Origin of the sequence: Orenia marismortui DSM 5156, from assembly GCF_000379025.1 — a bacterium.
Classification (GTDB): Bacteria; Bacillota; Halanaerobiia; order Halobacteroidales; family Halobacteroidaceae; genus Orenia; species Orenia marismortui.
Genome location: NZ_KB900623.1, coordinates 19,089 through 33,211, shown reverse-complemented (window position 1 = coordinate 33,211; position 14,123 = coordinate 19,089). Strand labels below are relative to the sequence as shown.

The window sequence follows — 14,123 nt, the reverse complement described above, 5'->3', positions numbered from 1 at the left end:
GCTACTATTCTGCCTTCTTCTTCAAATGTAACAAACCCAGTTCCTCCGCACTTATGGCACTCCTTTTCCTTGCTCTGCTTGCTCGAAAATTTCAAGTGCTTCTCTCTCTGTTCTATCTGACCAACTTTCGCCTTCTTCATCATTCTCCTGGCTATCTCTTGAAATTCCTCTACTCCCATTTGTACTAACCCCCTCTAATAATTCTTTAGCCTCTGGTATAAAGCACCTAATGTATTTATAACTGCTTATATTAACTCCAGCTTTTTTAGTGCCACCTTTCCAGTCTCCATTCTCCTCTTTTTGAGCTACTGCTAGATCTACTGCTTTTTTCAATACATCTACCGAGTGATTCTCGAGATCCTCTTTGATTAAATAAGTCTTTGTAATATCAATGGCAATTATTTTCTTAAGCGCATAGTCTCTAACTTTTTTATAATCCGACACATCATCTTCTTTTCTTTTCTTTTTCTCTTTCTTATTCAAGTTCTTATTCTCTTTCAAGTTCAAGTTCTTATTGGTGTCCGTAGTTTGACCGTTAGAAACCGTACGGTCTCCCTTTGGATTTTCCACCTCTTCCTTACTATTATCTAGGCTATTCCCTTCGCTTTCCTTACTATCAATATAATCTTTTAATACAGTATCGCTAACACTCCCCATAGTTTCTATTTGGTTATGTTCGGAACTGTTTGGCATAGCTTTGTAATCTATAATATATCCTCCAGATTGTCTCTTCTTATTGTTAGGAACATATGTTATCCACTTAGGTAACGTTAGGTTTGGTTTAGCTGGACTTCTAAGTGACTGATGCTTATGAAAGTTTTTAATGTAATAATATTGGCCATCGCCATAAGGAAGTATTTTTTCTTCCTCCACTAAAACATTCACCCATTTTTCTATATCTTCTATTGAAATATTATCTAAAGGGAATAAGAGCATTTTATAAGCTAGAGGATCTGCTTCGATTACTCCTGAATCTTCTGCTAATTGCCAAAGACCCTGGTACATCATTCTGCCCATTGCTGGTAATTTTCTTATTAATCCTGTGTCAGTCCAAAAATCAGCTTTAACCAATCTGTTTTTGAGTTGCATATTCTTCCTCCTTTCTGAGACAATTAAAATGGAACTTCAAGAAAGTCTGCAATCTTATCTTTGCAAAACTTAATAATCTCTTTTGATGCACCTTCATCACAAACTATTGACACTTTGCCGCCTTCATCATAGGTTATTTTAATTGCTAGCTCTCCCTTGCTATTGTAAGATATCGAAATATCATCATTATCATATACGTGTGTTGAATGTAAATTTTTATTAATAACTTCTATCACCATTAATCCCTCCTAAGCTATATAAACAATTTTGCCCGTCAATTCTTGGATCTCCCTCTTAAACCTCTCTTCATCACTATTCCTGTCACTCAAATGCAATAAATGAATCTCTTTAACTCGACTTAAATCATTAGCTTTTAAAAACTCCTTGACATTTTCAAGACTGAAATGACTCTTCAATAATCTCTTCTTTTGCACTGCTGGAACTCTTCCAGACCTAATATTCTCATTTAAGATATCTAAGCTATAGTTGCACTCAATCATAATGTGAGTAAGTCCTTGGAACTTGTATTTTAAATAGTAAGTGTCAGTAGCAAATAAAAGTTTATCTCCTGCTTGATTAACTAATAAATACCCTAAAGGTTGTAAAGCATCATGTTGTGCTTCAAAAGGCTTTACAGTCCATGTTTTTATCTTAAAAGGCTTATAAATCTTTTGTTTACCACTAACATGTTGTAATTCAACAATGTTAAACCTATGAGAACCAAACCCATAACTGTCAAATGTACCCTTTGACATATAACAATCTATTCCAGCTCTAGCGACATCAACAGCTGCTTTAATATGATCGCCATGCTCGTGAGTAATCAAGCACCCTTCAACCTCTCCAAGCCTGAACTCTGTACCCTTTCTTATCTCTTTTATTGATATTCCACACTCCAGGAGCAAGGGAGTGCTACCATCAGTTATATAGTAGCAATTCCCCTTACTTCCAGAGGCTAGTGTAGTTATATCAATCATTAAAAATCTGGCTCCTCTGGCATATTTTTAACTTCTTCATCCGCTTTCTCTTTTATTTTCTTTGCTTCATCTAAATTTTTCATAGGACCAGAAACTAAAGTTGATTTTTCCTCTTGATCCTGTTCTTCAAGTTCAATATCAATCACTTGACTATTAGCATTCTCCTCAATCTCTTCTTGCACTTCCTGCTCTGCTTGAATATCTTCTGACATTTTAATCCCAGCTTCATTAGCTTTGGCAATGAGCAAGTTAACATCATCACTACTACGAATATAAGTCTTACAAGTTCTGTTGGTTACTGTCTTTTTACAAGCTTCCTCAGAAAATTTATTATGAAAACTGTCGCTGTTTTCATTTTTGTACATATTTCCTTGCTTCCAAGCCTGTTTCATCTGCTGTAAGGTCATAATTTCACTATAATCTGGCTTCTCTCCAGGAAACTCAATAGTCGCATAAGCTGCTATTATTTCACCATTTATTTTGTTTTCAAGAGAAGTTTTGTGGCTATGAATAACCGTTCTCCCTTTTATCTTTTCGTAATCTAATTCGTCACCCTTATAAACAACTGTAGCATTAACATCATCAGCCCCTGCCATGGATTTAACCATTCTTATATTACCTGGGTACTCTACTTGACAAGTTAATTTATTACCATACGCTACAAAACTGCATTGCTTTTTGCTCGGATTAAGTCCTTTTGTAACCATTTCTAACAAAGTGTTCATTATGCTATTTTGACTACATGCACTCAAAACTGGTTTTTTGTTTTTGGTTTTTGTATCCTGCAATTCCAACCACGCTGACCTCAGTGCATTAGCTGCTGAATAATCTTTAGGTAATACTAAATCTCCTTTTTGTTGCAAGTCCTGCACCCTACTAGAAACCTTATCCACAATCTTTTGACCTACTACTGCTAATTCATTATTACTCATTATCTAATTCCTCCTTAAGTTTATTTATTATTCAGATTCAAAAGAATCAATTATTATAGTGTCATGAACTCTAATTCCTTCTAAATCTCCATGGTCTTCTTGAAATTCATGTAATGCTATCTTGATACAATTATCAGTATGAAAAAGTTTGTCAATTTTATCATTAGGCAAGTTACTATCTGGAATTTCAATTTCAATCTTAAATTTACTCAATCTAAACCGCCTCCTTCATTTCCTTTTGCTCTAACTCTACCCTCAACTCTTTATCTGGCTTACTTACAATCAATTGAATCATTTGACTATTAACATCAATCAGTTTGGTTACACTCTCAGCATTATCCACGAAGATTGGAGCTCTAAATCCATAATAAGCTGACAAAGTATTGATAATATCTAACCCAACATTGACTCTTGCAGCATTGTTAAGTGAAGACCCATATGGAACTCCTTGGTAAAGGGTTTCGCAACACTCTTTTAACCCTCCATTTATCTGTTCTTCAAAGAGTTTAAATTGAGCATGATCAAATTCGCCTTCGACTTTATCCTCCATCAGTTCAACTTTAGTCTTAATAAACTCTTCAGCAAGATATAACTCCCTCTCGAGTCTGCTATATTCTTTTGCTAACTCTTTCTCCTGATCTGTTAACTCTTGAATCCTTGCTTGGCCTTTCTCATGCTGTTCTAGTTGAGACAGCTTTCTCTCATTAGCCTCTATCTCTTTTTCTAATAGATAGATCTGCTCTTTAACTTCATCTATAGAATGTGATTTATCTTCCTGGAGCTGTTTGATTTCCTCTTCAAGCTTCTCTTTTTCTTCTAGCTTAGATTGATAGTCTTCTGATTCAGTTACTGCTTTAGCTTTTGATTTTAAATCGATAAGTTTAGCTTGAATCTTCTCTGCTTCTTCCTGGTACTTTTCAGCTTTAGATTCTAATTCATCAATTTCAGCATTAAGTTCTTCGTTCTTTTCTGCTACATTCTCTTTATATTCAGCCTTGCTCTTGCCATCTGAATTTATTTCTGCTAGTTGATTAGACTTATCTAGATTGAATTCCTTAATTGCTTTCTCTCTAGCCTCTTCCAATTGCTCTTGAGGAACATCTTGCCCACATGTAGGACAAACATCTTCTTGCTCAAATTCTAGCTCTCTTTTATTTATCTGATGCCATTTAGTACGAAGATTAGACATTTCTTTATCTAGCTGGTCTATTCTCTGTTTGCCAGTCTTAATCTCTTGTTCTTTAGCTTTAATATCAGAATTAACTGCTCTATATTTGTCTCTTAAATCTTCCAGCTTATCTCTGTTCTCTTCGATTTCATCATCAAAACTACTTTTATGATTATTCTTAATCTCCATAAGTTCACATTGAAGCTCTGCAAGTTCCTTTTTCTTCTTAGCAATCTCACCTCCATTTTCAATATTGCTGATCTTCTTCTCTTTAGCAGACTTTCTCATTTTCAAACCGGAAATTTCATCTTCAATTTCTTTTTTATTAAACTCACTTACATCAGGAAGATTATTTTGAACCTCATCAATCCTAACTGGAATTTTCTCTAACTCTTTGTTAATTTTCTTCCTCTTAGAATGTATAATCTTCTTATGATCTTCAACTGATCTATCTCCTAATATCTTCTTCAAATCATCTAACCCTTCACCAGCTGCAATTACTTCTTCAGGAGAAATGTCACCGCAAACTTCCATAAGAATTTTTCTTCTCTCTTTCCAGTGGAGTTCTTCATTGAAGTAAGCTGGATTAGTAAGCAATTTAAATATATCCTCATCTACTATCTCGCTAATTCGAGCATCATACTCAGACTTCTTAACTGGAACTTCATTGAGAAAATAATCTGTAGTATGCCCTGTAAAATTCTTTTCTGCTGATCCGCGTTTCTTAGTCCATTTCTCATAATAGACTTTTTTAAGAGTTAGGATCTTACCATTAACGTCTAATATGCCTTCAACTTCATGCTCTAAGCCATGTATAACCTGTCCATCTTCATCTAAAGTCTTAATATCAAATGACTGAGTTGAATTCCCTTGGCTATCCTTATCAAATAGCAACCAGCTGAAAGCATCAAACAAACTAGTCTTACCTGTACCATTATCACCTAATATTTTAGTATTCTTTGAAAAATCTAAAATCTCAAAGTCTTTAATCCCTTTGAAATTCTTCAATTTTAGGCTAATCAATCTAACTTCTTTCATTTTTCAGCCTCCTTATATTTAGTGCATCCGTATCCATTTAATTCACTGCCACAAAAAGGGCAATAATATATCGTACAACTTAAATCTTCTTCTGAATCAACTACCCAATCCCAACCGACTCTTACAAAGCTATTTTGCGCAATCCATTCAACACAAGCCTCACTTCCCATTAATTCGTCCTCCTTCTACGATATCTCCAGGGATATTTTCTATCGTAGCCCTGGTTTCTGTTCAATGAATCTTCTAGTTGCTCTACGAGTACAGTATCACTCATGCTAACCTCTATTTCACCATATCTGAATAATACCTGGACCTTCACTTATATCAACTCCTTAATCGATACAGGAGTTTCTTGCTCATATATATCCCATCTTGCTTTCGATCCGTTCTCAAATTCAAATTCTAGTACATGATGATGCTTTCCATTTGGATATCTTTCTCTTTTGTGAAAAACTAAATCTCCAATCTCTACACAAATAATCAAATCCAATAAACAACCTTCATCAAAGCCAATATCAATCGTTTCTCCACTATCTTTTACCTGCTTTATAACGTAAAGTTCTTCTTCTTTAATCCTCTTTAACTCTTGAGCTAAAATTTCTTTCTCTATACCATGTTTAACAGTTGTGATCACATTATTATCTTCATCTAGAATATAATATTCAGAAGGTATCTGGGATTTTTTAAGCCCCAATGTAACTTCATTAACATTAAAATCCTTGTTGATAAGATTAAGGTTCCTGTTGATTCTCTTGGCTGTAGCACATAAGTAACTTGTCATTGATTATCCCTCCAGTATCTGATATAATAAAATAAAGTTAATTAAATAAGCGAATGATTATACTCATCTGTTGGCGCAGGTGAGTTCTTTCTTTTTATAGCACCATTTTTCTCTAACTTCATCTTATTTCTAGATCTAATTCTTACTGGATCTAGATCATATTCCTCAGCAAATCTCAATATAGTAAATTGACTTGCAGGACCAACATCATAAACTTGCTCTAGTAAATCTCCCGTTTTTTGAAACTCTCTATCACTTAAATCCTCTCGTCCCCTCTTGTTGATAATGCCCATAGTCATCAGCTCGTCTACTGCATCCATAGCCTCTGATAATTCCTCTTTGAGTTTAACCAATACTGAAAATGGATTATCATTAGCACTATCTAAGTATGGAGCACAAAATATATTGGTTCGGCACTCTTGGCACTTCTCTACTGCTAATTTCCAAGATTTAGTTTTCTTAACTACCTGTTCTACTACGAAATCAGGAATATCTTTCTCCTTCTTCTCCATGTTTGAGATTGAAGTTCTTCCAAATCCAACTATTGCACCAAACTCTCCTTGGCTCATTCCTAATGACTCTCTAACATTCTTAAGCTCGCTAGCTACACACATAATTAGCAACCTCCTCATTTTTTATTAGCTGATTAATTTTCTATCTGCTACTCTGATTAATCTCTCTAAATATTCTACTCTATCCTCATTGCCTTGCTCTTCTGCTTTCTTAAGCTTAAGCGATAATTTTTTCTTTCTCTCTAACCACTTTTCTTTATATCTCGGATGCACTCTTCTCATCTCCTCCCAATATTTCCATTAACACTGGAATATAATTCTAGATATTCCAGTAGGTTGAACATTATAATATAAGTAAGATAGTTGATAAACCTTTCTGGTTAGTTCCTCGCTAACTTGCTTGTCATGATTGTCCAAATTATCTGTTCGAGGAGATCCTCTCTCCTCTTTTATCCAGTCCAGGCTATCTCATAGCCAATTGCTTTTGCTTGAATTTCAAGGAGCTTTTTCGCTATCTTCTTCATTCTTTCCTCATCCAGCTCCTTGATTTCTCCCTTTTCATCTCTATAACAGCCTATAACTTTCATAAGTACCGCCCCCCCCTCTAATAAAAGGTATTACTTAAAATGTTTGTCCTATGCTTGGATATAATTGTTAACCTAACTTGAACTAACTAATCTTAGCTCTTGGTCTCGCTCAATTGTTGGAACAATACCATTCTCTTTTAACAGATTATACAAGAACAATCTACCTTTTTGAGTCCACTTAGTGGTCACGCTTACACCTGTAGCTCCTTCTGATCTATTGTAGTTAAAAGTTGATGAATGAGTATAACCTTTGCCTGAATATTTTGCATATAACAACCATTGGTCACTTTGCTTATACTGTACGTCCAATTCATGTAATAAACTATTCATAGCTCTGCCACTCATCCCATAATCTTTAGCTATTTGGGTAATAGTCACTAAGCTTTTGTTCTTAAGGATAGTATCTGTATAGTCTGCCTTAGGTTTAAGCTCACCTATTAATTGATCTTTCTTCCTGATTTGAACTTCTAATCTCTTTCTCTCTTCTCTTTCATTCTTAAGCTTAGTTGCAACTTCTATAAGTAAGTCAGGATTGTCTAAAATTTCATCCTTAGCATACATTCCATGTTTTCTGATACTCGGTAATACTTCTTCTGCTATCCAGTCTGTAAAATCTTCTGCTTCTGGCTTATTGCTCCTCATAACCAACTTATAAAGACCAGCTTCTGTAACTGAATTGACTTTCATAGTCTTAGTTTTACTTTGAGGATGAGGTACCTCAACTTTTCTGACCCACCTATTTTTAATTCTTCTCATTGCTTCGCTCGTATTACCTAAATCTAAAATATTACAAACGTCTTTTGCTACAAAACTAGGTTCATTATCAATCGTAACTACTCTGATCTTGCCAAATTCATCATTATTGAAAATTTGTAAATCACTCATTGTCTTGTCTCCTTTCTATTTGCAGGTCACTACTCTCTTCCTGTCGAATATTGGTAATAGGAAGGAGGTAATTATATTGGATCTAGAAAAATTAGAAAATCAAATCAAAGAGTATGAAAAAGTTCTTTTACCTTTAATTAAGGATTGTTTTATCGAAGCTATAGAAAAATTTAAAAAAGATAATCCTGACAATCCTCAAGCAACAATAACTTCTCGTTTTGCAATGCTTAATTCTAATCTATCCATCAAACTGGCTCTTTTAATTAATTCAGATATTGATTTAACTGAATTATCTGATGAAGAAAAGGAGCAAATTAGTAAATTAATCAAAAAAGATTTATTAGGAGTTTAACTTTTCTCTTTGATACATTTCTTTAATAGTTTTTTTACTCTCTTTTGCTATTTTGGTTGTATCATTTAGCTGTTCTGGAACTCGCCCTTCCAGTTCAGCCACTCTCTTTTCTAAATCTGAGATCTTCTTCTCTAATTCACTCATCACTCTCACCTCCTAACATACCAACTAGCAATCTTGGGGATACTATTAACTGGCTTTTTGGGTTGCAGGTCTTCGCTCTCCTTCTGTCGAATATTGGTAATCAGAAGGAGGTGTAACTTGTGTCTAAATCAAATAATTTACTTCAGTTGCTTTATAATGAATATTGCCAAAAACTTAAAAATGGTATTTCTGAACCAAAAGCCAAAATGTTTGGTAGCTCTAAAGATATTCAAAAGTCTATTGCCTCACAATATTCTTTTGAAGTTGTTGATGAACTTTGCAGAGAATTAGATGAAAACAACTTTCTTGATGTTTTTTATGCTGATAATATAGCTTACAATGTCCAAATTTCTGATATTGGGATAGATTATGCTAAAAATAATCTATAAAAATTCTTAACAATCTTTATCTCCGTGCCTCTCTTTTAAAACTTCTAGAGGGGTACGTTTTAAATAACCTTCAGAAAATATATGACCAAACAAATGATATTCCATTGGCTCATCAAATCTTTTCATTCCCACTTCTTCCATCCATTCTAGCTTTTCTTTAGAAATATCATCACTCACAACTCTCACCCCCTAGCTGGCTTTTTATGTTGCAGGTTTTTCCTATTTTATCTAGAATAACCAATCATGAGGGAGAGGTTAAAACTAAACATGAGGTGGTAAAATGAAACCAGAAGAAATTGCTTTGCAATTAACTCTAAAAGTTCTAGATCGTAATGAAAATACAAGTTCTTTATTAAATCACGATTCAGAGGCTAATAAGAATTTAGCTAATGAAGTAGCTAAATTTTATAAAACAATTTACAAGTCTGTCGCCGAAACAAATAATACACCAATAAAAGATATACACATAGGCTCTTCTAAATAATCTTAAACCTCTCCCTCTCAATACATGTGTTTTGCATTCTGTATCTGATCCATTTTCTCACCTATTAACTTATTTGAAAATTCTAAAATTTCTACATCCATTTGACTTGCTTTATTGTCTTTTAAATTCTCAATTGCTTTCGATTGTATCTCACACAGCCCTTTCAATTGTTTCTCTAATATTTCTGATATCTCCACAACTCTCACCTCCTAACATACCAACTAGCAATCTTGGGGATACTATTAACTGGCTTTTTGGGTTGCAGGTCTTCGCTCTCCTTCTGTAGAATATTGGTAATCGGAAGGAGGTGTCGTATTTGGACAAAGAAAAAATATGTCACGAAATAGCTTTGCTATCGGCTAAATTTGAACTTGAAGAATTTAAAGCCACAGAATATCCCCCGATATTTAGCGGGTTTGAAGACCACCAAATTTTATATATAATCTATCATTGGAATTATGAAGATTTATATAAAAATGGAGACAGAAAATTAAAGCAACACCAAGACCGAATCAATGAAATGAAAGAACAAAGGAAATTTTAAAAATTCAATGATTCAATAGTTTGTTCTTTTGAAGCTGACTGTATAGTTGCTTTAGCCTCATCTAAAATAACTATGCAGTCTCTAACAGTAAAATTGGTTTCTTTTAATCTCTCTATAATGTGCCCCTCAACTTCTCTTGCTTTCTTAAGTTTTTCGCCTTGCTCTTTCATAGACAGCCCTCTAACACTTAACATCCCCACTTTCATCACTCCTTTCGGTCATAATATTAACTGGCTTTTCGAGTTTTGTCGCTACAATTCGTCTCGTTAATGATTAAAAAAATATCCTCCACTTTCTTCTCAAACAAATTAGCTATTTTTAAAGCTAATTTCAAAGGAGGATTTCTCCTGCCTGTTTCTATGTGTCCATAGTAACCTCTAGTTATATCAAGCAATTCTGCCACTTCTTTTTGAGTTAAGTCCTCTTTTTTACGCAATTTAATTAATTCTTCCCTCATTTAAAACACCCCCTTTTTAAGAGACGAATTGTATCTTTGTTATTCTTATTATACGCGATACAAAACGTACCTGTCAAGACTTTTTTGAAATTTTTGAACCATTTCGTATCGTTTGTTTATTGGCGATACTATTTGTAGTATAATTAAAATAATAACATAGGAGGTTTGCCAATGGATGCTGGAAAGGTACTAAAAAAATTAAGAATGGAAATGAATTTAACACAAAAAGAGCTGGCTGATAAATTAGGTATCACAAGAGGAGCTATAGGTCATTATGAACAAGGAAAAAGAAGTCCTGATAATGAAATGCTAGCTAAACTAGCAGACTTCTTCGATGTATCAGTCGACTATCTTTTAGGTCGAACAGATATGAGAACTCCCCTGCCTCCCGGAGCTATCCCAGTAGATTTTGAAAAAGATATGATTGAGATACCTGTTATCGGGACAATCCCTTGTGGTACTCCTGTATTAGCTGAACAAAATATTATTGGCTATGAATATGTAAGAAAGCAGGATATCAATGGAGGCACGTATTTCTATCTTAAAGCCACTGGTGATAGCATGGTGAACTCTAACATCAGAGAAGGCAGTTTAGTCCTTATACGCAAACAGGAGGACGTTGAGAATAAAGAAATTGCTGTAGTGATGGTTAATGGAGATGAAGCTACTCTTAAACGAGTACACAAAAAAGGGGAATTTATTATATTGCATGCTGACAATGATAAATATGACCCTATGATCTACTCTGCCAATGAAGTTAAAATAATTGGCAAGGCGGTTGAAGTTAAGACTAAACTATAAATCGAGGTGAATAAATATGACTGAAAAAGAAATGTTGGAGTTGCTGGTTAGCGAAGTTGGTAAAATTAATAATAGACTTGGCGGTATAGACGATAGACTTGATGGAATGGGTAATAGGCTTGATGGTATGGATAGCAGACTTGATAATATGGCAAATGATATTAAAGAATTAAAAAGAAAGACCGCCAATATTGAAGCTCAAAATGAAGCTATCGCCCTACAAGTTAATGAAAATAATCAAATTTTAAAAAAAGATAACGTTCAAGATTGGTTGGAGCTCGGCAGTGAAGTTATGAGAAATTGGAAAAAGAAATAATTACAAAGGGTTAATTACCCTTTTTATTTTTTATTAGTTTGGGAAATATTTAACTATAATGGTTAATGTTAAGAGGAAGTTCGTGACAGAGTCCGAACTATGTCTTTTATATTCTTATTCTTATTCTTATTCTTATTCTCTTTCTACTTCTAATTCTAATTGGTCAGTGTAGGCAAACCATAAGAAGACCGTACGGTCTAGATAAGGATTTCTTTAAGAAATGTAACGAAGTCTTTAACTTTTTACAACAGTTAAACTTAGCTTAATGCTAGGTTTTTATTTATAGATACGTCAGATATATTTAGCAATTTTGGTGTATAATGATGAAAAAATTAAAAAAGGAGTGTTGTTAATGGAGATAGCAAATGAGTGTCCTAACTGTGGAAGTGACAACTACAAATCAAGAGGTTCTTTTTATTTTTTTGCTATTGGTGTTCTTTTGATTGGAATTAGCTTTAAATTTTTAATATATATACCCTTCAGTTTAATTGGAATAAGCTTTGGTATTATATTATCTTTAACCTCGATATTTTTAAAGGGAAGAAAAGTTTGTAAAAATTGTGGACAAGTTTTTAAAAAGATTTAAATCAATAGTAAGGGATCTATTAGACAAACAATAGATAAAACTACCCTTCCAGGTAGCTTCTACATCACCACACTTAAGCTTAAATCTTTTTATTTTTTGCTTCATGCGCAAATTTTGTCTATATTAGGAAGTCAACTGGGATTTATGTCTACTATTTGTCTTTTAAAAAAGAAAGGAGAAAACAATTTGAAAAAATGTCCTTATTGTAACAATATAATTAGACTTACTGAGGCAGTCTTGGAGAAAAAAGAATGTCCGTATTGCCATGAAAAATTAAAAAACCTTCATGATCTAGAAGATGTATCTGAAGAACAATCTAATATTGAAGCCCCAAATTTAGTAAAAGATAAAACATTTATAACTTATGCTTTTCATGAATTGATTTATTGGATTTTAGTTATTGCAATTACTTTAATAGGTTTAAATTACGAAGGTGTATTAGGGAAAATACTTATAATACTTGTAGGTAATATAGTCGCTAGAATAAGCTATGAATATTCAATTTTGTTTTTTAGTTTACATGAACAAACTGTTATTCTAAATAAGCAAACTGAAGTTACTAATGAGCTACTCAAAGAAATAGTAGATAAAGATAATTAGATTTATATTTTACTATTAAAACTAAAGGAGAGATTATTAATTATGGCTCAAAGAACAGTTTATTTTTACCAAATGGAAATTTTCAAAAATATTGCTCAAAATGAAGAAGGCAAACAAAAATATCTAGATAGAAAAAGAATCAAGGATATATATAACCTTATACTTGATGAAAAGAATTTAACCAATTCTTGTTTGGTAATCAAAAGAACTCCTAGGCAACAGACATTAGAAGTCATTGATTTTAATGATGAGTATTTATTTGCTAGATTAGGAAAAACTAAAAACGATACTGCTGTTCATCTAAGAGATAGAATAGACCTTAAACCGGCTGAAATAGAAAAAGAAGACAATCAGGATATAGAAATTTATACATACTTTTTATTAAACTTTAAAACCGGAATAGTAACTTTTATAAACACCTTATCTGCTCCTAGTATAACAGTCCTAAATGACTTGATAACACAATTTGTATCACAGAAAAATATAGGAACAGAAATACTTCCTATATTAACCAAAGATGTTGTAGATATTATAAAGGGAAAAGGTGTTATTAGTAATATACAATTTTCTGTAGCTCTTCCATCAGATGAAGTTTTAGGCTACAAAGAGATTGGTTTAAATGAAAAAGAATTTGATAAAATTCACACGGGAAATTTAAAAAAACAAGAAGTTTCTGTTAAATTAATTTCTAATAGAAACCGAAGTATATTTGAAAATTTACCAGCTCAGAAAATAAAAGAATTTATTTCAAGTGTATTTAATACTAGTAGAGGACATATAAGTAAGTGTAAAATAAAAGCAAAAGATCATGGTGAAAAATTAGACGAATATGATATACTACGAAATAAAATAACAAAAAAAGCTACTTTTAAATATGATAATAATGAAGGAATCTTAAACAAGTTAAAAGAAATATATATATCAAAAGAAGATGAACTTCTAAAATATACAAGACCAAACATTGCAGACTAACTTTAAGGAGGTGTATGTCTTGCAAGATTTAAAAACTTCAATAAGGAAAAATAAAGGTAACATCTTTTACCTGATAATTACTGCTTTATTCTTTATTTTTGCAATAAAAAAGAATATCATAGACTTAAATTGCACAATAAATAAAAGTAGTTATCACTTTAACCTCCTGACAATTAATTCGATATTTGCCGGTTTCTTATTTACAGGACTTAGTATAATGATAAGTGTTTCAGATAAACCTAGAATTGCAAGATTAAATGAAAATGGATATCTAGATAAATACTATAACGCAATATATTTAAGCATGCTATTTCATTTTATTTCAATAATTGCATCAGTCCTACTATTGCTAATGGTTTCAAATAATAATTTGATTTTGATAGAAAGAATATCCCTTATCTTTGGAATAGTATTTTTTATAAAGTCTATATTTAATTTGATAAAACTAATAAAAAAAGTCAAAGAAAGTTAAATAAACATTTTAACCCCCATTTTAGGGGTTTTCTTTT

27 protein-coding genes are annotated in these 14,123 nt (G+C 32.7%); 10 read left to right on the top strand and 17 right to left on the bottom strand.

All coding sequences use genetic code 11. The annotated features are described in order from the left end of the window. Positions 1 to 51: 51 nt before the first annotated feature. From OREMA_RS19255 to OREMA_RS0113680, 12 genes are all read right to left on the bottom strand, one after another. On the bottom strand, positions 52 to 1,089 hold the full coding sequence (locus OREMA_RS19255; protein ID WP_018249829.1) for a hypothetical protein: 1,038 nt from the start codon (positions 1,087 to 1,089) through the stop codon (positions 52 to 54). A 23-nt stretch (positions 1,090 to 1,112) separates the two neighbouring features. Then, the gene (locus tag OREMA_RS0113735) at positions 1,113 to 1,325 is read right to left on the bottom strand and encodes a hypothetical protein (protein WP_157280089.1); all 213 of its coding nucleotides are present in this window, start codon (positions 1,323 to 1,325) and stop codon (positions 1,113 to 1,115) included. 12 nt (positions 1,326 to 1,337) lie between these two features. Further along, complete coding sequence (locus OREMA_RS0113730) at positions 1,338 to 2,066, bottom strand: MBL fold metallo-hydrolase (RefSeq protein ID WP_018249827.1); 729 nt, start codon at positions 2,064 to 2,066, stop codon at positions 1,338 to 1,340. Then, positions 2,066 to 2,998 (bottom strand): RecT family recombinase, encoded by a 933-nt coding sequence (locus tag OREMA_RS0113725; RefSeq protein WP_018249743.1) that lies wholly within the window; start codon positions 2,996 to 2,998, stop codon positions 2,066 to 2,068. The genes OREMA_RS0113730 and OREMA_RS0113725 overlap by 1 nt, the downstream gene beginning before the upstream one ends. A gap of 27 nt (positions 2,999 to 3,025) precedes the next feature. Continuing rightward, positions 3,026 to 3,211 (bottom strand): hypothetical protein, encoded by a 186-nt coding sequence (locus tag OREMA_RS0113720; RefSeq protein ID WP_018249744.1) that lies wholly within the window; start codon positions 3,209 to 3,211, stop codon positions 3,026 to 3,028. A 1-nt stretch (position 3,212) separates the two neighbouring features. Beyond that, the gene (locus tag OREMA_RS0113715) at positions 3,213 to 5,204 is read right to left on the bottom strand and encodes an AAA family ATPase (protein WP_018249826.1); all 1,992 of its coding nucleotides are present in this window, start codon (positions 5,202 to 5,204) and stop codon (positions 3,213 to 3,215) included. Continuing rightward, a complete protein-coding gene (locus OREMA_RS18930; RefSeq protein ID WP_018249746.1) occupies positions 5,201 to 5,374 on the bottom strand; it encodes a hypothetical protein in 174 nt (57 codons plus the stop codon). Before OREMA_RS18930 ends, OREMA_RS0113715 begins: the two co-directional genes overlap by 4 nt. Positions 5,375 to 5,523: 149 nt before the next feature. Further along, positions 5,524 to 5,985: a hypothetical protein gene (locus tag OREMA_RS0113700; protein WP_018249824.1), complete on the bottom strand. Its 462-nt coding sequence runs from the start codon at positions 5,983 to 5,985 to the stop codon at positions 5,524 to 5,526. Positions 5,986 to 6,026: 41 nt separating this feature from the next. Further along, complete coding sequence (locus tag OREMA_RS0113695) at positions 6,027 to 6,599, bottom strand: helix-turn-helix domain-containing protein (protein ID WP_018249823.1); 573 nt, start codon at positions 6,597 to 6,599, stop codon at positions 6,027 to 6,029. A 24-nt stretch (positions 6,600 to 6,623) separates the two neighbouring features. Continuing rightward, on the bottom strand, positions 6,624 to 6,779 hold the full coding sequence (locus tag OREMA_RS18925) for a hypothetical protein (RefSeq protein WP_157280088.1): 156 nt from the start codon (positions 6,777 to 6,779) through the stop codon (positions 6,624 to 6,626). Between the two features lie 167 nt (positions 6,780 to 6,946). Then, the gene (locus OREMA_RS18920) at positions 6,947 to 7,084 is read right to left on the bottom strand and encodes a hypothetical protein (RefSeq protein WP_018249821.1); all 138 of its coding nucleotides are present in this window, start codon (positions 7,082 to 7,084) and stop codon (positions 6,947 to 6,949) included. A 72-nt stretch (positions 7,085 to 7,156) separates the two neighbouring features. After that, positions 7,157 to 7,969 carry a phage antirepressor gene (locus tag OREMA_RS0113680; RefSeq protein WP_018249820.1) on the bottom strand — a complete coding sequence of 271 codons (813 nt, stop codon included), beginning with the start codon at positions 7,967 to 7,969 and terminating at the stop codon, positions 7,157 to 7,159. A 76-nt stretch (positions 7,970 to 8,045) separates the two neighbouring features. Between OREMA_RS0113680 and OREMA_RS0113675 the strand changes: the two genes are divergently transcribed. Then, positions 8,046 to 8,321, top strand: a complete 276-nt coding sequence (locus OREMA_RS0113675) for a hypothetical protein (protein WP_018249819.1) — start codon at positions 8,046 to 8,048, stop codon at positions 8,319 to 8,321. Here OREMA_RS0113675 and OREMA_RS18915 read toward each other — a convergent pair. Next, positions 8,310 to 8,465, bottom strand: coding sequence for a hypothetical protein (locus tag OREMA_RS18915; protein ID WP_018249754.1), 156 nt, complete (start codon positions 8,463 to 8,465; stop codon positions 8,310 to 8,312). The genes OREMA_RS0113675 and OREMA_RS18915 overlap by 12 nt on opposite strands. 119 nt (positions 8,466 to 8,584) lie before the next feature. Here OREMA_RS18915 and OREMA_RS0113665 point away from each other — a divergent pair, with 119 nt between their 5' ends. Further along, on the top strand, positions 8,585 to 8,854 hold the full coding sequence (locus OREMA_RS0113665) for a hypothetical protein (RefSeq protein WP_018249818.1): 270 nt from the start codon (positions 8,585 to 8,587) through the stop codon (positions 8,852 to 8,854). Positions 8,855 to 8,860: 6 nt separating this feature from the next. On the opposite strand, the gene OREMA_RS18910 is transcribed toward OREMA_RS0113665, so the two are convergent. Then, the gene (locus OREMA_RS18910) at positions 8,861 to 9,031 is read right to left on the bottom strand and encodes a hypothetical protein (RefSeq protein ID WP_018249817.1); all 171 of its coding nucleotides are present in this window, start codon (positions 9,029 to 9,031) and stop codon (positions 8,861 to 8,863) included. A gap of 103 nt (positions 9,032 to 9,134) precedes the next feature. Here OREMA_RS18910 and OREMA_RS0113650 point away from each other — a divergent pair, with 103 nt between their 5' ends. Next, a complete protein-coding gene (locus tag OREMA_RS0113650; RefSeq protein WP_018249816.1) occupies positions 9,135 to 9,338 on the top strand; it encodes a hypothetical protein in 204 nt (67 codons plus the stop codon). A gap of 17 nt (positions 9,339 to 9,355) precedes the next feature. Here OREMA_RS0113650 and OREMA_RS0113645 read toward each other — a convergent pair whose 3' ends face one another. Then, positions 9,356 to 9,535 (bottom strand): hypothetical protein, encoded by a 180-nt coding sequence (locus OREMA_RS0113645; protein WP_018249815.1) that lies wholly within the window; start codon positions 9,533 to 9,535, stop codon positions 9,356 to 9,358. Between the two features lie 119 nt (positions 9,536 to 9,654). Between OREMA_RS0113645 and OREMA_RS0113640 the strand changes: the two genes are divergently transcribed. Then, on the top strand, positions 9,655 to 9,882 hold the full coding sequence (locus tag OREMA_RS0113640) for a hypothetical protein (RefSeq protein WP_018249814.1): 228 nt from the start codon (positions 9,655 to 9,657) through the stop codon (positions 9,880 to 9,882). On the opposite strand, the gene OREMA_RS0113635 is transcribed toward OREMA_RS0113640, so the two are convergent. Next, positions 9,879 to 10,082, bottom strand: coding sequence for a hypothetical protein (locus tag OREMA_RS0113635; protein ID WP_018249813.1), 204 nt, complete (start codon positions 10,080 to 10,082; stop codon positions 9,879 to 9,881). The two genes, OREMA_RS0113640 and OREMA_RS0113635, sit on opposite strands and share 4 nt — an antisense overlap. Before the next feature lie 26 nt (positions 10,083 to 10,108). Further along, on the bottom strand, positions 10,109 to 10,339 hold the full coding sequence (locus OREMA_RS0113630) for a helix-turn-helix transcriptional regulator (protein ID WP_018249812.1): 231 nt from the start codon (positions 10,337 to 10,339) through the stop codon (positions 10,109 to 10,111). Positions 10,340 to 10,510: 171 nt separating this feature from the next. On the opposite strand from OREMA_RS0113630, the gene OREMA_RS0113625 reads away from it, so the two are divergent. The 6 genes from OREMA_RS0113625 (at position 10,511) to OREMA_RS0113600 (ending at position 14,086) form a co-directional block, all read left to right on the top strand. Next, positions 10,511 to 11,140, top strand: coding sequence for a LexA family protein (locus OREMA_RS0113625; protein WP_026189013.1), 630 nt, complete (start codon positions 10,511 to 10,513; stop codon positions 11,138 to 11,140). A 16-nt stretch (positions 11,141 to 11,156) separates the two neighbouring features. Continuing rightward, complete coding sequence (locus OREMA_RS0113620) at positions 11,157 to 11,456, top strand: hypothetical protein (protein WP_018249811.1); 300 nt, start codon at positions 11,157 to 11,159, stop codon at positions 11,454 to 11,456. A 352-nt stretch (positions 11,457 to 11,808) separates the two neighbouring features. Next, on the top strand, positions 11,809 to 12,042 hold the full coding sequence (locus OREMA_RS0113615) for a hypothetical protein (protein ID WP_018249810.1): 234 nt from the start codon (positions 11,809 to 11,811) through the stop codon (positions 12,040 to 12,042). Positions 12,043 to 12,228: 186 nt separating this feature from the next. Beyond that, the gene (locus OREMA_RS0113610; RefSeq protein ID WP_018249809.1) at positions 12,229 to 12,642 is read left to right on the top strand and encodes a hypothetical protein; all 414 of its coding nucleotides are present in this window, start codon (positions 12,229 to 12,231) and stop codon (positions 12,640 to 12,642) included. A 42-nt stretch (positions 12,643 to 12,684) separates the two neighbouring features. After that, positions 12,685 to 13,614: a hypothetical protein gene (locus OREMA_RS0113605; RefSeq protein ID WP_018249808.1), complete on the top strand. Its 930-nt coding sequence runs from the start codon at positions 12,685 to 12,687 to the stop codon at positions 13,612 to 13,614. Positions 13,615 to 13,633: 19 nt separating this feature from the next. Continuing rightward, the gene (locus tag OREMA_RS0113600) at positions 13,634 to 14,086 is read left to right on the top strand and encodes a hypothetical protein (RefSeq protein ID WP_018249807.1); all 453 of its coding nucleotides are present in this window, start codon (positions 13,634 to 13,636) and stop codon (positions 14,084 to 14,086) included. Positions 14,087 to 14,123 lie beyond the last annotated feature (37 nt).